Genomic DNA, 21,945 nt, shown 5'->3' with positions numbered 1-21,945 from the left:
GTAAGCGCAGCGCCACCCGCCGAGGGGCGAACGTTAGTCTTCGTCAAAGCCGGCGTTAAACAGGGCAATCACCGCCGCCAGCGCTTCCTCTTCCTGAGGACCGGTAGCTTCAACTTCAATCTGGCGCCCTTTGGCGGAATCCAGCATCAGCAGGGCGATCACGCTGTTCGCTTCCGCTTCGGTACCTTCGTCATTCCGCAGCAGAACCTCTGCATCGAAACCCTGCATCAGCTCAAACAGTTTCATCGCCGGGCGTGCATGCATACCCAGCTTATTGGTGATCTCAACGGTTTGTTTTACGGTCATGTTTTACGTTTTTCCAGCGTGCGATGACGGGACTGGACGTTCTTCCCGCGCGAGCGGAAATAGTCGGCCAGCTGTTCGGCGATATAAACCGAACGATGTTTACCGCCGGTACAGCCAATCGCTACCGTCAGGTAGCTACGATTGTTTGTCTCCAGCATAGGTAACCATAGCTCAAGGTAGCTTCGCGTCTGGTAGATAAAATTGTGAACTTCTGTGTGCCGGTCGAGGAAGGCCGCGACGGGTTTATCCAGACCGGTCATTGGACGCAGCTTCGGATCCCAGTGCGGGTTCGGCAGGAAGCGCACGTCGAAAACGTAATCCGCATCAATCGGAATACCATGCTTAAAGCCGAAGGATTCGAACACCATCGTCAGTTCACGCTCGCGTTTACCCAACAACCGGGTACGCAGCATTTCCGCCAGCTCGTGAACGGACATCTCAGAGGTGTCGACAATCAGGTCGGCACGAGAACGCAGCGGCTCCAGCAGGTCGCTCTCTTCATCGATAGCGCTCTCCAGGGAGAGGTTCTTACTGGAAAGCGGGTGCAAGCGACGGGTATCGCTGTAGCGACGGATCAGCGTATTGCGGTCTGCATCAAGGAACAGCAGCTGAGGTGAGAACGCATCAGGCAGGTTGCTCATGGCCTGTTCGAAGATCTCTGGCGATTCAGGCATGTTACGGACGTCAATACTGACGGCGGCAGAGGTTTGTCTCTCCGCGAGCGTACGGGCCAGGTCGGGCAATAATACGACCGGCAGGTTATCAACACAGTAAAAACCCATGTCTTCCAGCGCGCGCAGAGCAACGGATTTCCCCGATCCTGAACGGCCACTGACAATCATCAGCACCATGTTCCGTTTCTCCTCAGGACAACAGATGTGAAGGCCATCTCCTGGTTATGCATCATCCTGATTGCCTTCTGCTTCAGTGATAATTTGATAGAGCTCTTCATCACTTTGGGCCGAGCGCAGTCGGCGGCAAATGGTTTTATCGGCCAGACGTTTTGCGACCAGCGACAGCGTATGCAGATGGGTTTTCGTCTGGTCGGCAGGCACCAGCAGCGCGAAGAGGAGATCGACGGGCTGGTTATCAATGGCATCGAAGGCGATGGGTGTTTCAAGCTGCACAAACACACCAACGGCACGCAGGGTATCCTCTTCCAGTTTGCCGTGCGGGATCGCGATGCCGTTTCCGATACCGGTACTGCCCATTTTTTCACGGGTCAGAATCGCTTCGAATACCACCTGCGGCGGCAGGCCCAGCTGTTTTGCAGCCAGTTCACTGATAATCTCCAGCGCACGTTTTTTGCTCTGGCAGTGAACCGCACTGCGGGTACATTCCTGGTTAAGGACATTGCTCAGTTGAAGAGCGGAATCGTTGTTCATCATAATTTCACCTAAGCGCTAACTGTACAAATGGCCTGTTGTGTTTCACAACAGGCCGTCCTGCACCCGTTAACTGCCCGGACAATTAGTGTTGTTTCAGTTTATCTTTATGTTTATTGAGCTGTCGTGCAAGCTTATCAATCAAGCCGTCGATAGCAGCGTACATGTCTTGCCCTTCCGCACTGGCATGCAGTTCACCCCCGTTAACATGCAGGGTGGCATCCGAGATATGAGTCACTTTCTCCACTTTCAACACAATATAGACCTGATTGATCCTTTCGAAATACTGCTCGAGTTTTGCAAACTTCGCGTTCACAAAGTCGCGTAAAGCCTCAGTAATTTCGACGTTTTGTCCAGTGATGTTGAGCTGCATAGTGTCTTCCTTATCGGTTGTGTCAGACCAGCTGTTTACGCTGGTTGGACGGCGGAATGGATAAAGACTCTCGATACTTCGCAACAGTACGACGTGCCACCATAATACCCTGATCGGACAGCATGGTGGTTAACTTACTGTCGCTTAGTGGCTTCGCGGGATTCTCCGCGGCGATCAACTTCTTCACCAGGGCTCGAATGGCCGTTGACGACGCTTCGCCGCCGCCCTCGGTATTCACATGGCTGGAGAAGAAATACTTAAGCTCAAAAATACCGCGTGGACTGTGCAGATACTTCTGCGTGGTAACACGGGAAATGGTTGATTCATGCATTTCGACGGCCTGGGCGATATCCGCCAGTACCATCGGTTTCATATACTCTTCGCCCTGCTCAAAGAACGCCTGCTGCTGTTCGACAATACAACGGCTGACGCGTAGCAGCGTATCATTTCGGCTCTCCAGACTTTTGATCAGCCATCGCGCTTCCTGAAGATTGCTACGAATATATTGATTGTCGGAGTCGTTACGCGCGCTGGTGCACATGGAGGCATACTGCTGGTTGATTTGCAGGCGAGGAATGCTGTCTGAATTCAGTTCAACGACCCAGCGGTCGTTGTGTTTTCTGACCAGCACGTCCGGGATCACGTACTCGGGCTCGCTGGTCTGGATCGACTGTCCAGGGCGCGGATCGAGCGACTGGATCAGATTCACCGCTTCTTTCAGCACTTCTTCTTTCAGGCGCGTGACGCGCATCAGGGAGCGGAAATCGTGGTTAGCCAACAGATCCAGATGATCGCTGATGATTAAGCGCGCCTCGTCGATCCATGGCGTCTCTTTGCTGAACTGAGAAAGCTGGATCAGCAGGCAATCGCGCAGATCTTTTGCGGCCACGCCTACCGGATCGAAACGCTGGATGCGCTTCAGAACGGCTTCGATCTCCTCAAGCTCAATCTCTTCGTCGCCCATGCTTTCCAGGATATCGTCCAGCGTGACGGTCAAATAGCCGGTGTCGTCAACGGCATCGACGATTGAGGTGGCAATCGCGCGGTCGGTATCGGAGAAGGGGGTGAGTTCCACCTGCCACATCAGGTAATCCTGCAGTGACTGGGTGGTTTCGCCCTGATAGACCGGTAGCTCATCATCCTGGTAGTCTGCACGCGTACCGGAAGGGGTTCCGGCGGTGTAGATTTCATCCCAGCTGGCATCCAGCGGAAGCTCGTCGGGCATCTCTTTTTGTTCGAGTGCATCCGCGGTGTCGAGCGCTTCCGTATCCTGCGATTGTTGGGTATCTACCTCGTCATGAAGATCGGTTTGTTCCAGCAGGGGGTTGCTGTCCAGCGCCTGCTGGAGCTCCTGCTGAAGTTCTAACGTGGACAGTTGCAACAGGCGAATTGCCTGCTGTAGCTGCGGCGTCATCGCCAGTTGTTGGCTGAGCCTTAATTGCAAACCTTGCTTCATGTTCAGAGCATTTTTCTCCGGTTCGGCGTTACGTTACCTCTACCCTATCAGAGTCTGAAGTCTTCCCCAAGATAGACGCGCTTAACATGATCGTCTTCGAGGATTTGCTGCGGCGTACCGTGGGCGATCAGATTGCCCTGGCTCACAATATACGCACGTTCACACACGGCCAGCGTTTCACGGACATTGTGGTCGGTGATCAGTACGCCAAGCCCGCTGTCACGCAGGTGCTCAATGATACGTTTAATGTCGATAACCGAGATCGGGTCAACGCCCGCAAACGGTTCATCCAGAAGGATAAATTTCGGGTTTGCGGCCAGCGCACGCGCAATCTCAACGCGGCGACGTTCACCCCCGGAGAGCGCCTGACCAAGGCTGTCACGCAGATGCTCAATGTGGAACTCTTCCATCAGCTCGTTGGCACGATCCTGACGCTGTTCGCTGGTCAGATCGTTACGAATTTGCAGGACCGCCATCAGGTTATCGTAAACGCTAAGACGACGGAAAATGGAGGCTTCCTGCGGCAGATAGCCGATCCCACGGCGCGCGCGCGCGTGCAGCGGCAGAAGACTGATGTCTTCATCGTCAATGACAATGTTGCCGGCATCACGCGGCACAATGCCAACGACCATGTAGAAGGTTGTGGTTTTACCTGCACCATTCGGGCCAAGCAGGCCCACAATTTCGCCGGAGTTGACGGTCAGACTGACATCTTCTACGACACGGCGGCCCTTATAGGCCTTCGCGAGATTTTTTGCAGTTAATGTTGCCATAACGAATTAGTTACTCTTCTTCTGTGCCGGGGCCTGGCCTTTGCCTTTGTCCTGCAGCTGCGACGGAACCAGTACGGTGGTGACGCGTTTGCCTTTCTCGCTGGAGGCCTGCATTTTTTGCTCTTTCACCAGATAGGTGATCCGGTCGCCGGTAATATTGCTGTCCAGCTGTTCCAGATACGCATTCCCGGTCAGGATGACCAGGTCCTTCGCCAGCTCGTAGTGCATATGCGAGGCGCGACCTTTCACCGGCTTGCCGTTGTCCTGCATCTGATAGAAGGTCGCCGGATTACCATAACCATCAATGATCTCTTTGCCCTGCTCGCCACCTGGACGGGTCACGACCACTTTGTCGGCGTTAATTTTGATGGTGCCCTGAGTCATGACGACGTTACCCGTGAAGGTGACGACGTTACCCTGCATATCGAGAGACTGGGTGTCGGACTCGATATGGATCGGCTGGTCGGTATCGCCCGTTACAGCAAGCGCGGGGAGACTGGTCGCCAGCATCGCGCTGGCGATAATTACTTTAAGGCTGAGTTTGTTTGTTTTGAATTTCATAGGAGGTTCTAACCTTTTCAATCAGCTCGGCGTTTTTGCTGCGTAAGTTCCCGCGCATTCTCAAACCGCTGGAATTAAATGTTGTGCCATACAGTGTGACCAGATCCTGCGAGGTCACGTCCTGGGTTACCAGGTTAATCTGGGCGTTATCCGTCGTAATTTTTCGCAGTTGCGAGTCAGCGGTCAGGGCGTTGACTTCAACGTGGCCATACAGATAAAGCATACGGTCATTTGTCAGTTTTGCCCGATCTGACTTAATTGACCACGTCGGGACTTTGTCCTTATCAAATGTGGTCATGACAGGCTGGGTAAACCACGAAATACCGTCATCTGAAAAATATTCAACATGCTGGGCAATCAGGCGATAGTTCAGCGCGCCTTCCGGGCTGTAGACCACGGTGTCGCTGTGATCGCTTTTATAGGTTGGATCGTTATTGTTGACCACTTGCGTTTGCGTATCGTCGCGATCGGCAAGGTTCACGCCAATCAATACCAGTGCGACAAGCGATAGCAAAATGATAATCCAACGTCTGGTTTTACTCATATCGATTGCCCTTTGGCCTCATCAAGCTTGCCCTGCGCCAGCAAAAGCAGATCGCAGACTTCACGTACGGCACCACGGCCCCCGTTGATGTGGGTAACGTAGTCCGCGCGCGGGATCAGCAGCGGATGCGCATCGGCAACGGCGATGCTCAGCCCAACTTCAGCCATCACTGGCCAGTCAATCAGATCGTCCCCGACGTAGGCCACGTTTTCCGGTGCGATAGCCAGTTTACCCAGTAAATCCTTAAATGCCGCCATCTTATCGGATTGACCCTGATACAGATGGGTAATTCCTAAGGTTTCACAGCGGTCTTCTACCAGTTTAGCTTTTCGTCCGGTGATGATAGCCACCTCAATACCGGAGGTGAGCGCACAGCGGATACCGTAGCCGTCGCGAACGTTAAACGCCTTCAGCTCTTCACCATTATTGCCCATGTAAATCAGGCCATCGGAGAGTACCCCATCCACATCCAGGATGAGCAGACGAATGTTTTCCGCTTTAGCCATCATCTGGGTACTGACCGGACCATAACAGGTTGCAAGGGATGCACCCGCATTACTCATTGTCTTATCCTTCATTACACTACGCCTGCGCGCAGCAGATCATGCATATGTACCACACCCAGCAACTGGTCGCCATCGGCAACCATAACGGAGGTGATATGGCGGGACTGCATCAGGTTCAGCACATCCACGGCCAGCGTACCCGGACGCACGCGGATACCGCCCGGCGTCATCACGTCGGCAATGCCGAGCGTGCGGACATCTACACCCATGTCGAACACGCGACGCAGGTCGCCATCGGTGAAGATCCCCTGAATTTTCATCAGATCGTCGCACACGACCGTCATACCCAGATTCTTGCGGGTGATTTCCAGCAGCGCATCACGCAGGGAGGCTTCTTTACTGACGTGAGGGATCTCATCCCCGGTGTGCATAATATCGTTTACCCGAAGCAGCAGTTTGCGCCCCAGCGCACCGCCCGGATGGGAAAGCGCAAAATCTTCCGGCGTAAAACCGCGGGCTTCGAGCAGCGCGACGGCAAGCGCATCACCCATGACCAGCGCGGCGGTGGTGCTGGACGTCGGCGCCAGGCCGAGCGGACAGGCCTCCTTGGGCACTTTCACGCACAGGTGAATGTCGGCCGCACGCGCCATGCTGCTTTCCGGACGGCTGGTCATGCAAATAAGCGGCACCTGCAGACGCTTCAGTACCGGGATAAGTGCCAGGATCTCATTGGACTCACCGGAGTTGGACAGCGCGATGACGATATCCTGCGGCGTGACCATACCCAGGTCGCCGTGCGCGGCTTCCCCCGGGTGTACAAAGAAGGAAGAGGTTCCGGTGCTGGCAAATGTTGCCGCCATTTTGCGTCCAATGTGCCCGGACTTACCCATCCCCATCACCACGACTTTGCCGGCACAGTAGAACATCTTCTCACATGCCAGACTAAAATCCTGATTAATGTACCGATCTAACTGCGCCAGACCTTCACGTTCAATCTCCAGAACTTCTTTGCCTGCTTTCTGAAAGTCAAAACCCGGCTGCAATTCTATTTGCGACATAATGCGTTTCCGTTTACCCAGAGAGAAGAGGCGAGAGCCAGTACAGCATCGCCATCCATACGATAAATCCACCCGTCAGCAGCGCGCCTGCGCCTTTACCGATCTGTCGTTGCCGCCGCCAGCAGAGCAGGGCAAATATCACGCTGACCAATAACATCACGCTGTAGTCGCGTGAGAACGCCAGGGGATTAAAGGGCCCTGGCGTAATCAGGGCCGGCAGACCCATCACAATGGCGATATTAAATATGTTGGAACCGATGATATTACCAATGGCAATGTCATCCTCACCTTTCCGTGCCCCCGCAATGGCCGTGGCCAGCTCCGGCAGGCTGGTACCGATGGCAATCACCGTCAGGCCAATGGTCAGTTCACTGATGGCGAAATAGTTCGCCAGCACCGTCGCGTTATCCACGACCATGCGCGTGGCCATCGGCATGATGATCAGCGCAACGCCAAGCCAGAGCAGGGCAACAGGCAGCGTGCCTTCTCGCGGAAGTTCGGCAACCTGCTCACGCGTGAGGCTATCCTGGCCCTGCTTCTCAGCCAGATGGGCAATTTTAACACTATACAGCAACCAAATGACGGCCAGCGCCAGCAAGAAAATGCCGTCGCTGTAGCTCAGTACACCATCGTAAAATACGCAGCCTGCGAGCAGGCTTACGATTAACATTAGCGGCAATTCACGGCGCAGAACATCAGAATGCACGCGAAATGGATGGAGCAGGGCGGCCAGGCCTAAAATCAATAGTATATTGACGATGTTAGAGCCAATCGCGGTACCGACTGCCAGGTCTAACTGACCATGCAGCGATGCCGAGACAGAGACGATGATTTCAGGAAGTGATGTTCCAACACTGACCACGGTCATCCCGATGACGACAGGCGGTACGCCCGTCAGGCGACACAGGATAGATGCAGCAAACACTAAACGGTCAGCACTGTAGACCACCAATAGTAAACCAATTATTAACAGTGCTGTTGCTAAAAGCATCAAAAGTCCTTTCTTCAGGTATACTCGTCGGTCCATCGCGCGCGAATGGCTGGACTGCATACAGTCTGAGGCGTAACGAATTCCTAATTTTGACTTTATGCGCCGGAAAAGTAAAACAAATGCCAGCTTTCGCTAACCTCAACGGCTATTATTCTGTAAAAATGCGGAGTTGAGGGCTGATTCTGGCGGCATGCCTTAACGTGAGCAGGGTAATAAAGGAACCATAAATGAGCCAAACGATGGCGAATTTAGTCGATGTTCGCGGTGTGAGTTTTTCTCGCGCCAACAGATTGATATTTGATGATATTTCGTTGACCGTACCGCGTGGCAAGATCACTGCCATCATGGGGCCGTCCGGGATCGGTAAAACGACCCTGCTGCGCCTTATTGGTGGGCAGATCCCACCCGATCGCGGTGAAATCCTCTTTGATGGCGAAAACATCCCGGAGATGTCGCGCTCGCGCCTGTATACTGTTCGCAAACGCATGAGCATGCTCTTTCAGTCGGGAGCCTTGTTCACCGACATGAATGTCTTTGATAACGTGGCCTACCCGCTGCGCGAGCATACCAGCCTGCCGCCGGAACTGCTGAAAAGCACGGTGATGATGAAGCTCGAAGCCGTCGGTTTGCGGGGCGCCGCGAAGCTGATGCCTTCTGAGCTGTCCGGTGGGATGGCGCGCCGTGCCGCGCTGGCGCGAGCCATTGCATTAGAACCCGATTTAATCATGTTCGACGAACCGTTTGTTGGACAGGATCCCATCACGATGGGCGTGCTGGTGAAGCTCATCTCTGAACTGAACAGCGCGCTTGGCGTCACCTGCATTGTGGTATCGCACGATGTACCGGAAGTATTGAGCATTGCCGATTACGCCTATATTGTGGCGGACAAAAAGATCGTCGCGCACGGTAGCGCCCAGGCGCTGCAGGAAAATTGCGATCCGCGCGTGCGGCAGTTCCTCGACGGTATTGCCGATGGCCCTGTGCCGTTCCGCTACCCGGCGGGCGACTATCGTGACGATTTACTGGGAATAGGGAGTTAAGCCACTCATGCTGTTAAATGCGTTGGCCGCTCTCGGACACCGTGGCATAAAAACCATCAGGACGTTCGGGCGTGCCGGATTGATGTTATTCAACGCGCTGGTCGGCAAGCCGGAATTCCGTAAGCACGCGCCGCTATTGGTGCGGCAGCTTTATAATGTCGCCGTGCTGTCGATGCTCATCATCATTGTTTCCGGTCTGTTTATCGGTATGGTGCTTGGGCTACAGGGCTATCTTGTGCTGACAACCTACAGTGCGGAAACCAGCCTCGGGATGCTGGTGGCGCTCTCGCTGCTGCGTGAACTGGGGCCGGTTGTGGCGGCGCTGCTGTTCGCCGGGCGTGCGGGGTCGGCATTAACGGCTGAAATTGGCCTGATGCGTGCGACCGAGCAGCTCTCCAGCATGGAGATGATGGCGGTCGATCCGCTGCGTCGCGTGATCTCACCGCGTTTCTGGGCTGGGGTGATCTCTTTACCGCTGCTGACGATTCTGTTTGTCGCCGTGGGTATCTGGGGCGGTTCGCTGGTCGGCGTGCACTGGAAAGGCATTGATGCCGGTTTCTTCTGGTCCGCGATGCAGGACGCCATTGACCTGCGAATGGATCTGGTTAACTGCCTGATTAAAAGCGTGGTATTTGCCATTACGGTCACCTGGATTGCATTGTTCAATGGTTACGATGCCATCCCGACGTCGGCGGGCATTAGCCGTGCAACTACACGTACAGTCGTACATTCGTCGCTGGCCGTACTGGGTCTGGATTTTGTGCTCACCGCACTGATGTTTGGGAATTGAGTTCATGCAAACGAGAAAAAATGAAATTTGGGTCGGTGTATTCCTGCTGCTGGCGCTGCTGGCCGCGCTGTTTATCTGCCTGAGAGCGGCGGATATCACGTCTGTGCGCACCGAGCCGACGTATCGCATCTATGCCACCTTCGATAACATCGGCGGGCTGAAGGCGCGTTCACCGGTCCGTATCGGCGGCGTGGTGATCGGACGCGTATCTGACATTACGCTTGATGAGAAAACCTATCTGCCGCGCGTCGCGATGGATATCGAAGAGCGTTACAACCATATCCCGGACACCAGTTCCCTTTCTATTCGCACTTCCGGCCTGCTGGGCGAACAATATCTGGCGCTTAACGTCGGCTTTGAAGACCCCGAGCTGGGAACGACTATCCTTAAAGACGGTAGCGTCATTCAGGATACGAAATCCGCGATGGTGCTGGAGGATATGATTGGTCAGTTCCTTTACAGCAGTAAAGGGGATGAGAAAAAATCCGACGCTGCCCCAGCGCAGAGCCAGGATCATACCGACGTCGCACCGACGCCAGGTGCTGCGAATTAATATCAGGAGAAGTCATTCATGTTTAAACGACTGTTAATGGTTGCCATGCTGGTCATCGCCCCTCTTACCGCCGCGCACGCTGCGGATCAGAGTAACCCGTACAAACTGATGGACGAAGCGGCGAAGAAGACCTTCGACCGTCTTAAAAACGAACAGCCTAAAATTCGTGCTAATCCTGATTATCTGCGTGACGTCGTTGACCAGGAACTGCTGCCGTATGTGCAGATTAAATATGCGGGTGCGCTGGTGCTGGGACGTTATTACAAAGACGCGACCCCTGCGCAGCGTGATGCCTACTTTGCCGCGTTCCGTGAATACCTGAAACAGGCTTATGGCCAGGCGCTGGCGATGTACCACGGCCAGACCTATCAGATTGCGCCTGAGCAGCCGCTGGGCGATGCGACCATCGTCCCTATCCGTGTAACAATCAACGATCCTAACGGTCGTCCGCCGGTTCGTCTGGATTTCCAGTGGCGTAAAAACAGCCAGACCGGTCACTGGCAGGCGTATGACATGATTGCCGAAGGGGTAAGCATGATCACTACTAAACAGAATGAATGGAGCGACCTGCTGCGCACCAAAGGCATCGATGGCCTGACCGCACAGCTGCAGTCTATCTCTCGTCAGAAAATTAGCCTGGATGAGAAGAAGTAATGTCACAGCAACTCAGCTGGTCGCGTGAAGGCGAAAGATTAAAGTTGTCCGGTGAGCTGGATCAGGATCTGCTGAACCCACTGTGGGACAAACGCCATGAAGCGATGCAGGGCGTGACGCTCATCGACTTAACCGACGTCACGCGGGTGGATACGGCGGGTGTTGCGCTGCTGGCCCATCTGGTTGCGGTAGGTAAAAAGCATGGGGCTAGCGTCACGCTTCACGGCGCGAGCGATAATGTCGTGACCCTTGCGCAGCTCTACAACCTCCCTCAGGACGTACTGCCTCGTTAATATTTTCAGTGCGTTACTTCCGAAAGCCCTGACAGTTTCATCGTCGGGGCTTTTTGCTTGTTTAAGACAACGCCACTTTGCTCTAAGATGTTGGGCTTGTTTTCACTATCAGATGATTAAGAGCCCATGGAAAATCATGAGATCCAGACAGTGCTGATGAATGCACTCTCCCTTCAGGAAGCCCACGTCTCTGGCGATGGCAGTCACTTCCAGGTTATTGCTGTGGGTGAGATGTTCGACGGTATGAGCCGTGTGAAGAAACAGCAGGCTGTGTACGCGCCGCTGATGGAATATATTGCGGATAACCGCATCCACGCCCTGTCGATTAAAGCGTTCACCCCGCAAGAGTGGGCACGCGATCGCAAACTAAACGGTTTTTGAGCTGAGGGCGACAGGCCCGCAGCACGGTTGAATTTATAAGAGAGCACACAATGGATAAATTTCGTGTACAGGGGCCAACGCGTCTCCAGGGCGAAGTCACAATTTCTGGCGCCAAAAACGCCGCGCTGCCAATCCTCTTTGCTGCGCTGCTCGCGGAAGAGCCGGTAGAAATTCAGAACGTACCGAAGCTGAAAGATATCGACACCACCATGAAGTTGCTCACCCAGTTGGGCACGAAAGTCGAGCGTAACGGTTCCGTCTGGATCGATGCCAGCAAGGTGAATAACTTCTCAGCCCCATACGATCTGGTGAAAACCATGCGTGCATCCATCTGGGCGCTTGGCCCGCTGGTGGCACGTTTTGGTCAGGGTCAGGTCTCCCTGCCGGGCGGTTGCGCCATCGGTGCGCGTCCTGTCGACCTGCACATCTTTGGTCTGGAGAAACTGGGCGCAGAGATCAAGCTGGAAGAAGGTTACGTTAAAGCCTCCGTCAATGGTCGTCTGAAAGGCGCGCACATTGTCATGGACAAAGTGAGCGTGGGCGCAACGGTCACCATTATGTCTGCGGCGACGCTAGCAGAAGGGACCACTATCATTGAAAACGCCGCGCGCGAACCGGAAATTGTGGATACCGCCAACTTCCTCGTGGCGCTGGGTGCGAAGATCTCCGGTCAGGGTACCGACCGTATCACCATCGAAGGCGTTGAGCGTCTGGGCGGTGGAGTCTATCGCGTACTGCCAGACCGTATCGAAACCGGTACCTTCCTGGTCGCTGCGGCGATCTCTGGCGGTAAGATTGTGTGCCGCAACGCGCAGCCTGATACCCTGGATGCGGTGCTGGCGAAACTGCGCGATGCGGGTGCGGATATCGAAATCGGTGAAGACTGGATCAGCCTTGATATGCACGGCCAGCGTCCAAAAGCGGTCAATGTGCGTACGGCGCCGCATCCGGCGTTCCCAACGGACATGCAGGCCCAGTTCACCCTGTTGAACCTGGTCGCCGAAGGTACTGGCTTCATCACAGAAACCATTTTCGAGAACCGCTTCATGCACGTACCGGAGCTGATCCGTATGGGTGCGCATGCTGAGATCGAAAGTAATACCGTGATTTGCCATGGCGTTGAGAAACTGTCTGGTGCTCAGGTGATGGCAACCGATCTGCGTGCGTCTGCAAGCCTGGTGCTGGCGGGTTGTATCGCGGAAGGCACAACGGTGGTGGATCGTATTTATCACATCGATCGTGGCTATGAGCGTATCGAAGATAAACTGCGCGCGCTGGGTGCCAATATCGAGCGTGTGAAGGGCGAGTAATCGTTCCGGCAGCCCCCTGCCAGCAATGACCGGGGGGTTGCTATTCCCGTCAAAAAAACGTTATTCCTTCGGTTCTTTCTTTGCCTTTCTCTGGCGAATCATGCGCGTTCTGTCGATAAACTCATGGGTAATAGGATCGTGATAGCGAGAAGGCCAAATCACCCAAGGATGCGTATCTAGCGCCGTCGCGATAATTAATTCTCCTTTGGGCCAGGGGCGGGTGAGGGCATTTGCCAGTGTTGAAGAGCTCAGTCCATGGCGGCGTGACTCTGCTGCCAGTGAAGTGCCTCTTTTGCGCAGCGCGGCAATAATATCAGCCGTGTGCCAGTCGATAAATTTCGTATCCATAACGCTGTCCTTAAGTTCGGATTCACCTACGCCGTTTCCTCTGAAACGACGAGGTTACTATACCCATTTCAAACTCTTGTTCTAAAAAGTTCGCGTTACTTGAAGGGATATTCAGAATAAGACACGCCTTTATTCATGCGGTCTCTAAACCGATGAATTTACATGAACGCGGAATTTACTGGCGTGTACTGGAGTCTCCCCGCTATGGTCGCGGGGAGAGACAAGGAGGATTAACGGTCGCGCTGAACGGCGATGTGGGCAAGACCAATCAGCGCCTCGCGCCACGGACTGTCGGGAATGACCTGGAGAGCTTCGATGGCTTTGTCGGCTTCTTCTTCTGCTCGCTGACGCGTCCATTCCAGCGATCCGCAGATAGCCATGGCTTCCAGCACTGGTTCCAGAAGATGACGGCCATTTCCCTGCTCAATCGCTTCACGGATCAGTTTCGCCTGGTCGGCCGTTCCGTTACGCATAGCATGGAGCAGCGGCAGGGTCGGTTTGCCTTCATTCAGGTCATCGCCAACGTTTTTGCCGAGCGTCTCGCCGTCCGCACTGTAGTCCAGCAAATCATCAATCAGCTGGAATGCCGTACCCAGATAGCGGCCATAGTCCTGCAGGCCTTTTTCCTGCGCTTCGGTACAGTCAGCCAGAATGCCGGAACACTGGGCAGCCGCTTCAAACAGGCGCGCCGTCTTGCTGTAGATCACGCGCATGTAGTTTTCTTCGGTGATGTCAGGGTCGTTGACGTTCATCAGCTGCAGCACCTCGCCTTCAGCAATGACGTTTACGGCTTCGGACATCACTTCCAGCACTTTCAGGGAGCCCAGACTGGTCATCATCTGGAAGGCGCGGGTATAGATAAAATCCCCCACCAGTACGCTGGCTGCGTTCCCGAAAGCGGCGTTTGCCGTGGCTTTGCCACGACGCATATCCGATTCATCCACCACATCGTCATGCAGAAGCGTCGCCGTGTGAATAAATTCGATGAGCGCTGCAATAGTGATGTGAGCATTTCCCTGATAACCAACGGCTCTGGCAGCCAGAATGGCGATCATCGGACGAATGCGTTTACCGCCGCCGCTGACGATGTAATAGCCCAGCTGATTGATCAGCTGAACGTCAGAGTTGAGTTGCTCCAGGATTGCTGCATTCACACCCGCCATATCTTGCGCGGTTAACTCGTTGATTTTTTCTAAATTCATCGCAAAAGCCGGGCTTTTTATCCTGTTGATCCCATCTTCAATGGGGTAACGAAGGGTTTCGGTTTATCAATAGTAGTGCTGATTGTACTGAAAAAACGGCACAGATAAACGTTACCGTACGTGTTGTGTTTTTTTTCTTCATGTATTGACGGTAGCACTTGTCAAAGGCTCGCGTTTTGCGTAATATTCGCGCCCTATTGTGAATATTTATAGCGCACTCTGAATCATACGAGGATGTGCGCGGAAGCGGAGTTTATATGTACGCGGTTTTCCAAAGTGGTGGTAAACAACACCGAGTAAGCGAAGGTCAGACCGTTCGCCTGGAAAAGCTGGACATCGCAACTGGCGAATCTGTTGAATTCGCAGAAGTTCTGATGATCGCAAACGGTGAAGAAGTCAAAATCGGCGTTCCTTTCGTTGATGGCGGCGTTATCAAAGCTGAAGTTGTTGCACACGGTCGTGGCGAGAAAGTTAAAATCGTTAAGTTTCGTCGTCGTAAGCACTACCGTAAGCAGCAGGGCCACCGTCAGTGGTTCACTGATGTGAAAATTACTGGCATCAGCGCCTAAGACCTGAGGAGAGATTTAAATGGCACATAAAAAGGCTGGCGGCTCCACACGTAACGGTCGCGATTCAGAAGCTAAACGCCTGGGCGTTAAGCGTTTCGGTGGCGAATCCGTTCTGGCGGGTAGCATCATCGTTCGTCAACGTGGTACCAAATTCCACGCTGGCAACAACGTAGGTTGCGGTCGTGACCACACTCTGTTTGCTAAAGCAGACGGTAAAGTGAAATTTGAAGTTAAAGGCCCGAACAACCGTAAATATATCAGCATCGTTGCTGAATAAGGTTTTCTCGGTCCGGTAACGGATTAAAGCCCCGCAACCTGTTGCGGGGCTTTTTACATTGGAAACCCGGTAATATTTTCTGTAGGGAAAACGGGCATGAAGCAGCAGGCCGGCATGGGTATTCTTTTGGCGCTCACCACCGCAATGTGCTGGGGTGCGTTGCCAATTGCAATGAAGCAGGTACTGGAAGTGATGGAGCCGCCTACGGTGGTCTTTTATCGCTTTCTGATGGCAAGCATCGGCCTCGGGGCCATTCTGGCTATCAAAGGTAAGCTTCCATCCCTGCGACTCTTCCGCAAACCGCGCTGGCTGGTGTTGCTGGCTATCGCGACGGGTGGTCTGTTCGGTAACTTCATTCTGTTCAGCTCTTCCCTGCAATATCTCAGCCCCACGGCGTCGCAGGTGATAGGTCAGCTTTCACCGGTGGGCATGATGGTCGCCAGCGTCTTTATCCTCAAGGAGAAGATGCGCGGTACGCAGATCATCGGGGCGAGCATGCTGTTGTGCGGTCTGGTGATGTTCTTCAACACCAGTCTGATAGAGATTTTTACCCGCCTGACGGATTACACATGGGGTGTAATTTTCGGTGTGGGGGCAGCAATGGTCTGGGTGAGCTATGGCGTCGCACAAAAGGTGTTATTGCGTCGACTTGCCTCACAGCAGATCCTCTTTTTGCTGTACACTTTGTGTACAATAGCATTGCTGCCATTAGCAAAGCCGGGCGTGATTACCCAGCTTAGCGACTGGCAACTGGCGTGCCTCATTTTTTGTGGGCTGAACACGCTGGTCGGTTATGGCGCGCTGGCCGAAGCGATGGCGCGCTGGCAGGCAGCGCAGGTGAGCGCGTTAATTACGCTTACTCCGCTGTTTACGCTGTTATTTTCAGATTTGTTATCAATGGCCTGGCCCGATGTCTTCGTCAGACCGATGCTCAACCTGTTGGGCTATCTCGGTGCGTTTGTCGTGGTTGCGGGCGCGATGTATTCCGCCATTGGTCATCGTCTTTGGGGACGTTGGCGCAAAAATGAAGCGGTTGTAGTAGTCCCCCGCTCAGGCGAATGAGTTACGGAGAGTAAAATGAAGTTTGTTGATGAAGCGACGATCCTGGTCGTGGCTGGTGATGGCGGCAATGGTTGCGTGAGCTTCCGCCGTGAAAAGTATATCCCACGTGGCGGTCCTGATGGCGGCGACGGTGGGGATGGTGGTGACGTGTGGCTGGAGGCGGATGAAAACCTCAACACGCTGATCGACTACCGTTTCGAAAAATCTTTCCGTGCCGAGCGCGGCCAGAACGGCCAGAGCCGTGATTGTACGGGTAAACGTGGTAAAGACGTCAACATCAAGGTTCCGGTCGGTACGCGTGTGATTGACCAGGGCACCGGTGAAACCATGGGTGATATGACCAAACACGGTCAGCGCCTGCTGGTTGCAAAAGGTGGCTGGCATGGCCTCGGTAACAGCCGTTTTAAATCATCGGTTAACCGTGCTCCGCGTCAGAAAACCATGGGGACGCCGGGCGATACGCGCGAGCTGCAGCTGGAACTGATGCTGCTGGCTGACGTCGGTATGCTGGGTATGCCTAACGCCGGTAAATCGACGTTTATCCGTGCTGTATCAGCCGCGAAGCCAAAAGTGGCGGATTATCCGTTTACGACGCTGGTGCCAAGCCTGGGCGTTGTTCGTATGGACCACGAAAAGAGCTTTGTTGTCGCTGATATCCCTGGTTTGATCGAGGGCGCAGCAGAAGGCGCAGGACTGGGTATTCGCTTCCTGAAACACCTTGAGCGCTGCCGCGTATTGCTGCACATCGTTGATATTAATCCAATCGATGAGTCCGATCCGGTCGAAAACGCCCGTATCATCATCGGTGAACTTGAAAAATACAGTGAAAAACTCGCAGGTAAGCCACGCTGGCTGGTCTTCAACAAGATTGACCTGATGGACAAAGCCGAAGCGGAAGCAAAAGCTAAAGCGATTGCCGAAGCGATGGGTTGGGAAGATAAATACTACCTGATCTCTGCGGCAAGCCAGGTTGGTGTGAAAGATCTGTGCTGGGATGTGATGACCTTCATCATCGAGAACCCAATCGTTCAGGCGGAAGAAGCGAAACAGCCTGAAAAAGTCGAATTCATGTGGGATGACTACCACCGCCAGCAGCTCGAAGAGCTGGAAGCTGAAGAGGATGATGAAGACTGGGACGATGACTGGGATGAAGACGACGAAGAAGGCGTCGAGTTCATCTACAAGCACTAATCTCTGTCCGAAGCCCCCATCATGGGGGCTTTTTTTATTCCATCGTTGAGGGCAGCCAGCAGCTGGCGATTAAGCCGCCTTCAGCGCCATTCTCTAGCATTAACCTGCCGTGGTGAAGCTGCACAATGCGCTGCACGATACTCAGACCCAGACCGCTGCCACCGTAGCGCTGGTCAAGACGGCGGAAAGGCTCGGTAATGGACTGTCGGTGCGCTTCATCAATCCCTGGACCCTGATCGATAACGCTGATCTGCGTTCCCCCATCGACCTCGGTTAATGTCACTGTAATCGTCGTCCCTGCCGGGCTGTAGCGCCCGGCGTTCTCCAGCAGATTGCGCAGCATCAGGCGCAGGAGCACGGCGTCTCCCTGAACCGTGAGCGCGCTTTTAGCGGGCCATATCACCGTATGGTTTTTGGCTTCATGCTCCAGGCCAAGCGGGGCGATGATGTTGTCCGTCCAGTTAACCGTTTCGTAGTGGCCGCTGGCCATTGCCTGCCCGGCACGGGCCAGCATCAGCAACTGCTCAACGGTATGCATGAGCTGATCGATACGGCTAATTAACGTCGCGGCCTGCGGCGCGCCTGACTGCGCCATGAGCTCCAGATGGAGCCGGATACCGGCAAGGGGCGTTCGAAGCTCGTGTGCGGCATCTGCGGTGAAGAGACGCTCCTGCTGAATGGTATTGTCCAGCCGGGCGAGCAGCTGGTTCAGGGAGGTTGTCACCGCGCCGATTTCTTCCATGTCGGAATACATTGGAAGTGGAGTTAAGTTATCCGCTGAACGGTTAGCCAGGCTGGCACGCAGTTTATTCAGCGGTCGGGTAATCCAGGTAACTGCCCAGAATGAAAACAGCAGCGTGAAACCGACCATCACCAGAGAAGGGACCAGAAGAGAAGCAATCGCCTCGCGGATCTCTTTCTCGACATGGTTATTACGGGCTTTCGCCGACAGCGTTTCATTAACGAGAAAACCAATCTGCTCACGGCTTTCATGCCACAGCCAGATGACGCTTATCAGCTGGAAAAATAACAGAATGACTGCCAGCAGCACCATCAAACGCCGACGCATGCTGTTCATTTCTGGCTCTCCAGGCGATAGCCAACGCCACGGACGGTTTTGATTCTGTCCTTGCCGAGCTTGCGACGCAGGTTGTGAATGTGAACTTCAAGGGTGTTTGACCCCGGATCGTCTTGCCAGGAGTAGATATCCTGCTGGAGAGTTTCTCTGTGTACCGTTTGCCCGCTGCGCATGATTAGACGCGTAAGCAAGGCGAACTCTTTTGGCGTCACCTCTACCGCCTGATCCTGGCGCAGTACCTGCTGGGTTTGCAGATTCAGCGTAATATCGCCGTCGGTCAGTAAGTTATCACTATGGCCCTGATAGCGGCGAATCAACGCTCGCACCCGTGCCTGCAGCTCCGCAAGCGCAAAAGGCTTCACCAGGTAATCATCTGCGCCTGCATCGAGGCCGGTGATACGATCCTCAATGGCATCGCGTGCCGTCAGGATCAATACCGGGTTGGCGATGCCGCGGCGTCGCCACTGGCTGAGCAGCGTGGCGCCGTCTTTATCAGGCAAGCCCAAATCGAGGATCACCAGACTGTATTCGCCGCTCTGAATCAAGGCATCCGCCTCTGCCGCAGTGCCGGCACAGTCGAGGGCATAGCCTTCATTAGCCAGCCCCAGAGCGAGCCCTTCTTGCAATAACAGATCATCTTCAACGATAAGAAGTTTCATCTCTGTTTTTTGGTCCTGTATCCTTATGATGTCAGGATTATGGCAGAAAGTGGTGCACAAGTGCACACACGTTTTAGCATCATTAATCTTAATAAAATCCTAATTAAATTTAATTGAATAGTGGGTGCATAAGCCTCCAGATATAATACCAGACTTTTTCTGGCACGGTTGTTGTCGTTGACGTACTGAGATAAACGGGTAAAAGAATGGAATCTCTTTATTTATTAATGCTTTCAATGATTTTAATTATTGTTGCAATACTTATTTATCGGTATAAAAGCCAACAAAATGCTTACATTTCAGTACTCATTTTTGTATCGATTGTTGGGGCTGTTTTTCTTGATGGCTTTTGGACTGTTTGCCAGTATTTTACCGGTGATGGGGTAAATGAGTCGGTTCTTTACACGCTAACGACAACGATGGAAGGCGGAGAAATAAATGATTACATATGGACATCAGTATTAGCAATCTTACTCTGTGCGACGATCGTTATTATTATTCATAGGGTTTTATTCAGTGGGGGAGCATTTAAGAAGCAAAGTTGGATTTATGCAATTTTGTCCAGCTTTTGTGGTGTCCTGGCGTTGCTTGTTTCTCCTGCTTTTTCGCAACTTAGCGGAACTATGATGTTATCAGAAAAAGTGGATGGTTCAGATTTTAATGAATATTATATTAATCAACCGAGTAAAATTGAACAGCCTAAGTTAAACTTGGTATATATATATGCTGAAAGTCTTGAGCGCACCTATTTCGATGAGGCTGTTTTCCCAGGGTTGTTACCGGATTTAAATAAATTAAGAGAAAGAAGCGTCGATTTTTCTAATACTTTCCAAATGCCAGCAACTGATTTCACCATCGCGGGTATTGTTGCTTCACAGTGTGGGTTACCATTATTCAAACCCACAACGTTTGATGGTGAAAATACCGTAGGTACATTCTACCCCGGGAGTCACTGTCTGGGGGATATACTGAGTGCCTCAGGCTACGACACCTATTTTTATCAAGGTGCAAACCTTCATTTTGCCGATAAAGATGCTTTTTTAAAAGTGCATGGCATAAAGCATACATGGGGGTTAACGGAATCTGGTCTACAGGAAAATTTTGATCTACAAAATAACTGGGGACTCTATGATAATGTGGTATTGGACAAAGCTTGGGAGAAATTTACTGAGCTTTCCGCTTCCGGAAAACGTTTTGCCCTGTTTACACTGACGGTCGATACACATCCACCGAAGGGGTATATCTCACCCGGTTGTCGTCAGAAAAATTACACCATTGATGGTCGTTCTGTTGAAGCATTAAGCGCTGTGCTTTGCAGTCAGGAAGATATCTCGCGGTTTGTACAAAAGATTCTGTCATCCCCCTGGGCCGCAAATACACTCGTTGTTCTCTCATCGGATCACCTGGCCATGCCCAGTACAGCGGTTGCTGTTGATTATCTCAATAAACTGGAACGTCGGGATCTGTTTTTCATCCTCGGGCCGCAGGTGAAGTCTGGCCTGAAATCGCAGCCAAGAAGTACTCTTGATAATGGTGCAACCGTTCTGGATCTGCTGGGTGGCGTAACGAAAATAGGTCTGGGGCGGAGTTCAGTCAGCGAAAAATCGCTCTCGGAAAGTATACCTGATTTTAAAAACAAACTTTATGCATGGGCTGAAAGCATACGTGGAATTTGGGGAATGCCAGACCACATCGACGATTTCACGATCAATACACAAAAAAAAGAGATTTCGTTTAGCGGCCATACTTTTAGCTTGCCAATCCTGGTCGACATTAAATCTGATCAAGTTCTTCCCGTCATTGATGATGGCAGCAAAAAAATCTCGTTAAAGCAATCACTGGCATTTTTACCCGAAGGTGAGCATTTTGTCTGGGTCGATAAATGTTATCGACCGGCAACTATCTGGCGAAACGAGTTTGTGCTCTCTGAAGCCTGGTGCATCACACAGGGTAAGGCCGGAGGAAAGATTACGGTCAATAAAGTGGACAGTGATGTCTATGAAGGCAAGGTAAACATTGATGATGGCCCAACAGTTACTGCGCGCTATCAACGTGATCAGGGGCAATTGAAAATGAGTCCAGATGACGTTCGTTATGTCTCGGATACATTCAAATTTGCCTTAGACGGGATACCCATGTTTATCGAAAACATGATGGGGGTCGGTCGCCAGGAATCCTGGGGGCGTTGGTCAGATGCGATGACCTCCCCTTCAGTCATGTTGCTGTATAAGTCACCGTTCCCTCGCGAATTTAATGTTGAGATTGAAGCGAAAGCCTATGGCAAAAATATTAATGCACCCGTTGCCATAACAATAGGTGAACAGACGCAGTATGCGCGTTTTGGTGAGAAGGCAACCAGGGTTACTCTTCATTACACAGGGGATCTCTATTCGCGCTTGCTGATCATTACCCCACCTGAACCCACGCTGAGCCGAGAGGGCAGCATATTAGGGCAAAACTATACTTCACCTGTGAGAAAGATAGGTATCGGGCTGAGTGAAGTGAAGATTATACCAGTGGTTCAAGCCACTGACAGGAAGTCAATATAAGGGGCGGCCTGCAATCCAATGCAGGCCATCACGAAC

General features: G+C 52.9%; 27 protein-coding genes. 12 read left to right on the top strand and 15 right to left on the bottom strand.

Translation table 11 applies throughout. The features are described from left to right. Positions 1-33: 33 nt before the first annotated feature. The 11 genes from npr to V1566_RS00310 all read right to left on the bottom strand — a co-directional run bounded on the left by npr (position 34) and on the right by V1566_RS00310 (position 7,953). Complete coding sequence (gene npr, locus V1566_RS00360) at positions 34-306, bottom strand: PTS phosphocarrier protein NPr (RefSeq protein ID WP_003861872.1); 273 nt, start codon at positions 304-306, stop codon at positions 34-36. Then, positions 303-1,157 (bottom strand): RNase adapter RapZ, encoded by an 855-nt coding sequence (gene rapZ / locus V1566_RS00355; RefSeq protein WP_014885397.1) that lies wholly within the window; start codon positions 1,155-1,157, stop codon positions 303-305. Before rapZ ends, npr begins: the two co-directional genes overlap by 4 nt. Before the next feature lie 45 nt (positions 1,158-1,202). After that, positions 1,203-1,694, bottom strand: a complete 492-nt coding sequence (ptsN, locus tag V1566_RS00350; protein ID WP_008501443.1) for a PTS IIA-like nitrogen regulatory protein PtsN — start codon at positions 1,692-1,694, stop codon at positions 1,203-1,205. An 82-nt stretch (positions 1,695-1,776) separates the two neighbouring features. Continuing rightward, positions 1,777-2,064, bottom strand: a complete 288-nt coding sequence (gene hpf / locus V1566_RS00345) for a ribosome hibernation promoting factor (protein WP_008501444.1) — start codon at positions 2,062-2,064, stop codon at positions 1,777-1,779. Between the two features lie 22 nt (positions 2,065-2,086). Beyond that, positions 2,087-3,520, bottom strand: coding sequence for an RNA polymerase factor sigma-54 (gene rpoN, locus V1566_RS00340; protein ID WP_063143582.1), 1,434 nt, complete (start codon positions 3,518-3,520; stop codon positions 2,087-2,089). A gap of 47 nt (positions 3,521-3,567) precedes the next feature. Continuing rightward, a complete protein-coding gene (lptB, locus tag V1566_RS00335) occupies positions 3,568-4,293 on the bottom strand; it encodes an LPS export ABC transporter ATP-binding protein (protein WP_025756692.1) in 726 nt (241 codons plus the stop codon). Positions 4,294-4,299: 6 nt separating this feature from the next. Continuing rightward, positions 4,300-4,854, bottom strand: a complete 555-nt coding sequence (gene lptA / locus V1566_RS00330; protein WP_395304779.1) for a lipopolysaccharide ABC transporter substrate-binding protein LptA — start codon at positions 4,852-4,854, stop codon at positions 4,300-4,302. Continuing rightward, a complete protein-coding gene (lptC, locus tag V1566_RS00325; RefSeq protein WP_121424777.1) occupies positions 4,823-5,398 on the bottom strand; it encodes an LPS export ABC transporter periplasmic protein LptC in 576 nt (191 codons plus the stop codon). The genes lptA and lptC overlap by 32 nt, the downstream gene beginning before the upstream one ends. Further along, complete coding sequence (kdsC, locus tag V1566_RS00320) at positions 5,395-5,961, bottom strand: 3-deoxy-manno-octulosonate-8-phosphatase KdsC (protein WP_023309356.1); 567 nt, start codon at positions 5,959-5,961, stop codon at positions 5,395-5,397. Before kdsC ends, lptC begins: the two co-directional genes overlap by 4 nt. Positions 5,962-5,975: 14 nt before the next feature. Then, positions 5,976-6,962, bottom strand: coding sequence for an arabinose-5-phosphate isomerase KdsD (gene kdsD, locus V1566_RS00315; RefSeq protein WP_032659705.1), 987 nt, complete (start codon positions 6,960-6,962; stop codon positions 5,976-5,978). A gap of 13 nt (positions 6,963-6,975) precedes the next feature. Then, the gene (locus tag V1566_RS00310; RefSeq protein WP_395304778.1) at positions 6,976-7,953 is read right to left on the bottom strand and encodes a calcium/sodium antiporter; all 978 of its coding nucleotides are present in this window, start codon (positions 7,951-7,953) and stop codon (positions 6,976-6,978) included. Between the two features lie 227 nt (positions 7,954-8,180). Here V1566_RS00310 and mlaF point away from each other — a divergent pair, with 227 nt between their 5' ends. From mlaF to murA, 7 genes are all read left to right on the top strand, one after another. Further along, on the top strand, positions 8,181-8,993 hold the full coding sequence (gene mlaF / locus V1566_RS00305; RefSeq protein ID WP_023309353.1) for a phospholipid ABC transporter ATP-binding protein MlaF: 813 nt from the start codon (positions 8,181-8,183) through the stop codon (positions 8,991-8,993). A gap of 7 nt (positions 8,994-9,000) precedes the next feature. Next, entirely contained in the window at positions 9,001-9,783 is a 783-nt protein-coding gene (mlaE, locus tag V1566_RS00300) for a lipid asymmetry maintenance ABC transporter permease subunit MlaE (RefSeq protein WP_023333605.1), read from the top strand. Positions 9,784-9,787: 4 nt separating this feature from the next. Further along, the gene (gene mlaD / locus V1566_RS00295) at positions 9,788-10,336 is read left to right on the top strand and encodes an outer membrane lipid asymmetry maintenance protein MlaD (RefSeq protein WP_395304777.1); all 549 of its coding nucleotides are present in this window, start codon (positions 9,788-9,790) and stop codon (positions 10,334-10,336) included. Between the two features lie 18 nt (positions 10,337-10,354). Further along, a complete protein-coding gene (gene mlaC, locus V1566_RS00290; RefSeq protein ID WP_063143581.1) occupies positions 10,355-10,990 on the top strand; it encodes a phospholipid-binding protein MlaC in 636 nt (211 codons plus the stop codon). Next, positions 10,990-11,283 carry a lipid asymmetry maintenance protein MlaB gene (mlaB, locus tag V1566_RS00285; RefSeq protein WP_395304776.1) on the top strand — a complete coding sequence of 98 codons (294 nt, stop codon included), beginning with the start codon at positions 10,990-10,992 and terminating at the stop codon, positions 11,281-11,283. Before mlaC ends, mlaB begins: the two co-directional genes overlap by 1 nt. Positions 11,284-11,409: 126 nt before the next feature. Then, complete coding sequence (ibaG, locus tag V1566_RS00280) at positions 11,410-11,664, top strand: BolA family iron metabolism protein IbaG (RefSeq protein ID WP_023333602.1); 255 nt, start codon at positions 11,410-11,412, stop codon at positions 11,662-11,664. 50 nt (positions 11,665-11,714) lie between these two features. After that, the gene (gene murA / locus V1566_RS00275; RefSeq protein WP_395304775.1) at positions 11,715-12,974 is read left to right on the top strand and encodes a UDP-N-acetylglucosamine 1-carboxyvinyltransferase; all 1,260 of its coding nucleotides are present in this window, start codon (positions 11,715-11,717) and stop codon (positions 12,972-12,974) included. 60 nt (positions 12,975-13,034) lie between these two features. Here the strand turns inward: murA and sfsB are convergent, their stop codons facing one another. Further along, complete coding sequence (gene sfsB, locus V1566_RS00270; protein ID WP_023333600.1) at positions 13,035-13,322, bottom strand: DNA-binding transcriptional regulator SfsB; 288 nt, start codon at positions 13,320-13,322, stop codon at positions 13,035-13,037. 230 nt (positions 13,323-13,552) lie between these two features. After that, on the bottom strand, positions 13,553-14,524 hold the full coding sequence (gene ispB, locus V1566_RS00265; protein ID WP_395304774.1) for an octaprenyl diphosphate synthase: 972 nt from the start codon (positions 14,522-14,524) through the stop codon (positions 13,553-13,555). A 257-nt stretch (positions 14,525-14,781) separates the two neighbouring features. On the opposite strand from ispB, the gene rplU reads away from it, so the two are divergent. From rplU to cgtA, 4 genes are all read left to right on the top strand, one after another. Continuing rightward, positions 14,782-15,093, top strand: coding sequence for a 50S ribosomal protein L21 (gene rplU / locus V1566_RS00260; RefSeq protein ID WP_003025032.1), 312 nt, complete (start codon positions 14,782-14,784; stop codon positions 15,091-15,093). A gap of 19 nt (positions 15,094-15,112) precedes the next feature. Further along, positions 15,113-15,370 carry a 50S ribosomal protein L27 gene (gene rpmA / locus V1566_RS00255; protein ID WP_004385076.1) on the top strand — a complete coding sequence of 86 codons (258 nt, stop codon included), beginning with the start codon at positions 15,113-15,115 and terminating at the stop codon, positions 15,368-15,370. Between the two features lie 96 nt (positions 15,371-15,466). After that, a complete protein-coding gene (locus V1566_RS00250) occupies positions 15,467-16,432 on the top strand; it encodes a DMT family transporter (protein ID WP_395304773.1) in 966 nt (321 codons plus the stop codon). A gap of 15 nt (positions 16,433-16,447) precedes the next feature. Next, positions 16,448-17,623 (top strand): Obg family GTPase CgtA, encoded by a 1,176-nt coding sequence (gene cgtA / locus V1566_RS00245; protein ID WP_010436018.1) that lies wholly within the window; start codon positions 16,448-16,450, stop codon positions 17,621-17,623. A 34-nt stretch (positions 17,624-17,657) separates the two neighbouring features. On the opposite strand, the gene pmrB is transcribed toward cgtA, so the two are convergent. Beyond that, on the bottom strand, positions 17,658-18,701 hold the full coding sequence (gene pmrB, locus V1566_RS00240) for a two-component system sensor histidine kinase PmrB (protein WP_395304772.1): 1,044 nt from the start codon (positions 18,699-18,701) through the stop codon (positions 17,658-17,660). Beyond that, positions 18,698-19,360 carry a two-component system response regulator PmrA gene (pmrA, locus tag V1566_RS00235; RefSeq protein WP_024906362.1) on the bottom strand — a complete coding sequence of 221 codons (663 nt, stop codon included), beginning with the start codon at positions 19,358-19,360 and terminating at the stop codon, positions 18,698-18,700. Before pmrA ends, pmrB begins: the two co-directional genes overlap by 4 nt. Before the next feature lie 206 nt (positions 19,361-19,566). Between pmrA and opgB the strand changes: the two genes are divergently transcribed. After that, complete coding sequence (gene opgB, locus V1566_RS00230) at positions 19,567-21,909, top strand: phosphatidylglycerol--membrane-oligosaccharide glycerophosphotransferase (protein WP_395304771.1); 2,343 nt, start codon at positions 19,567-19,569, stop codon at positions 21,907-21,909. Positions 21,910-21,945: the final 36 nt, after the last annotated feature.

The sequence above is a fragment of the Enterobacter sp. ECC-019 genome (assembly GCF_043974075.1).
Lineage (GTDB): Bacteria > Pseudomonadota > Gammaproteobacteria > Enterobacterales > Enterobacteriaceae > Enterobacter > Enterobacter asburiae_D.
The sequence above is the reverse complement of the archived record's forward strand: the minus strand, read 5'-3'. Positions and strand labels throughout refer to the sequence as shown.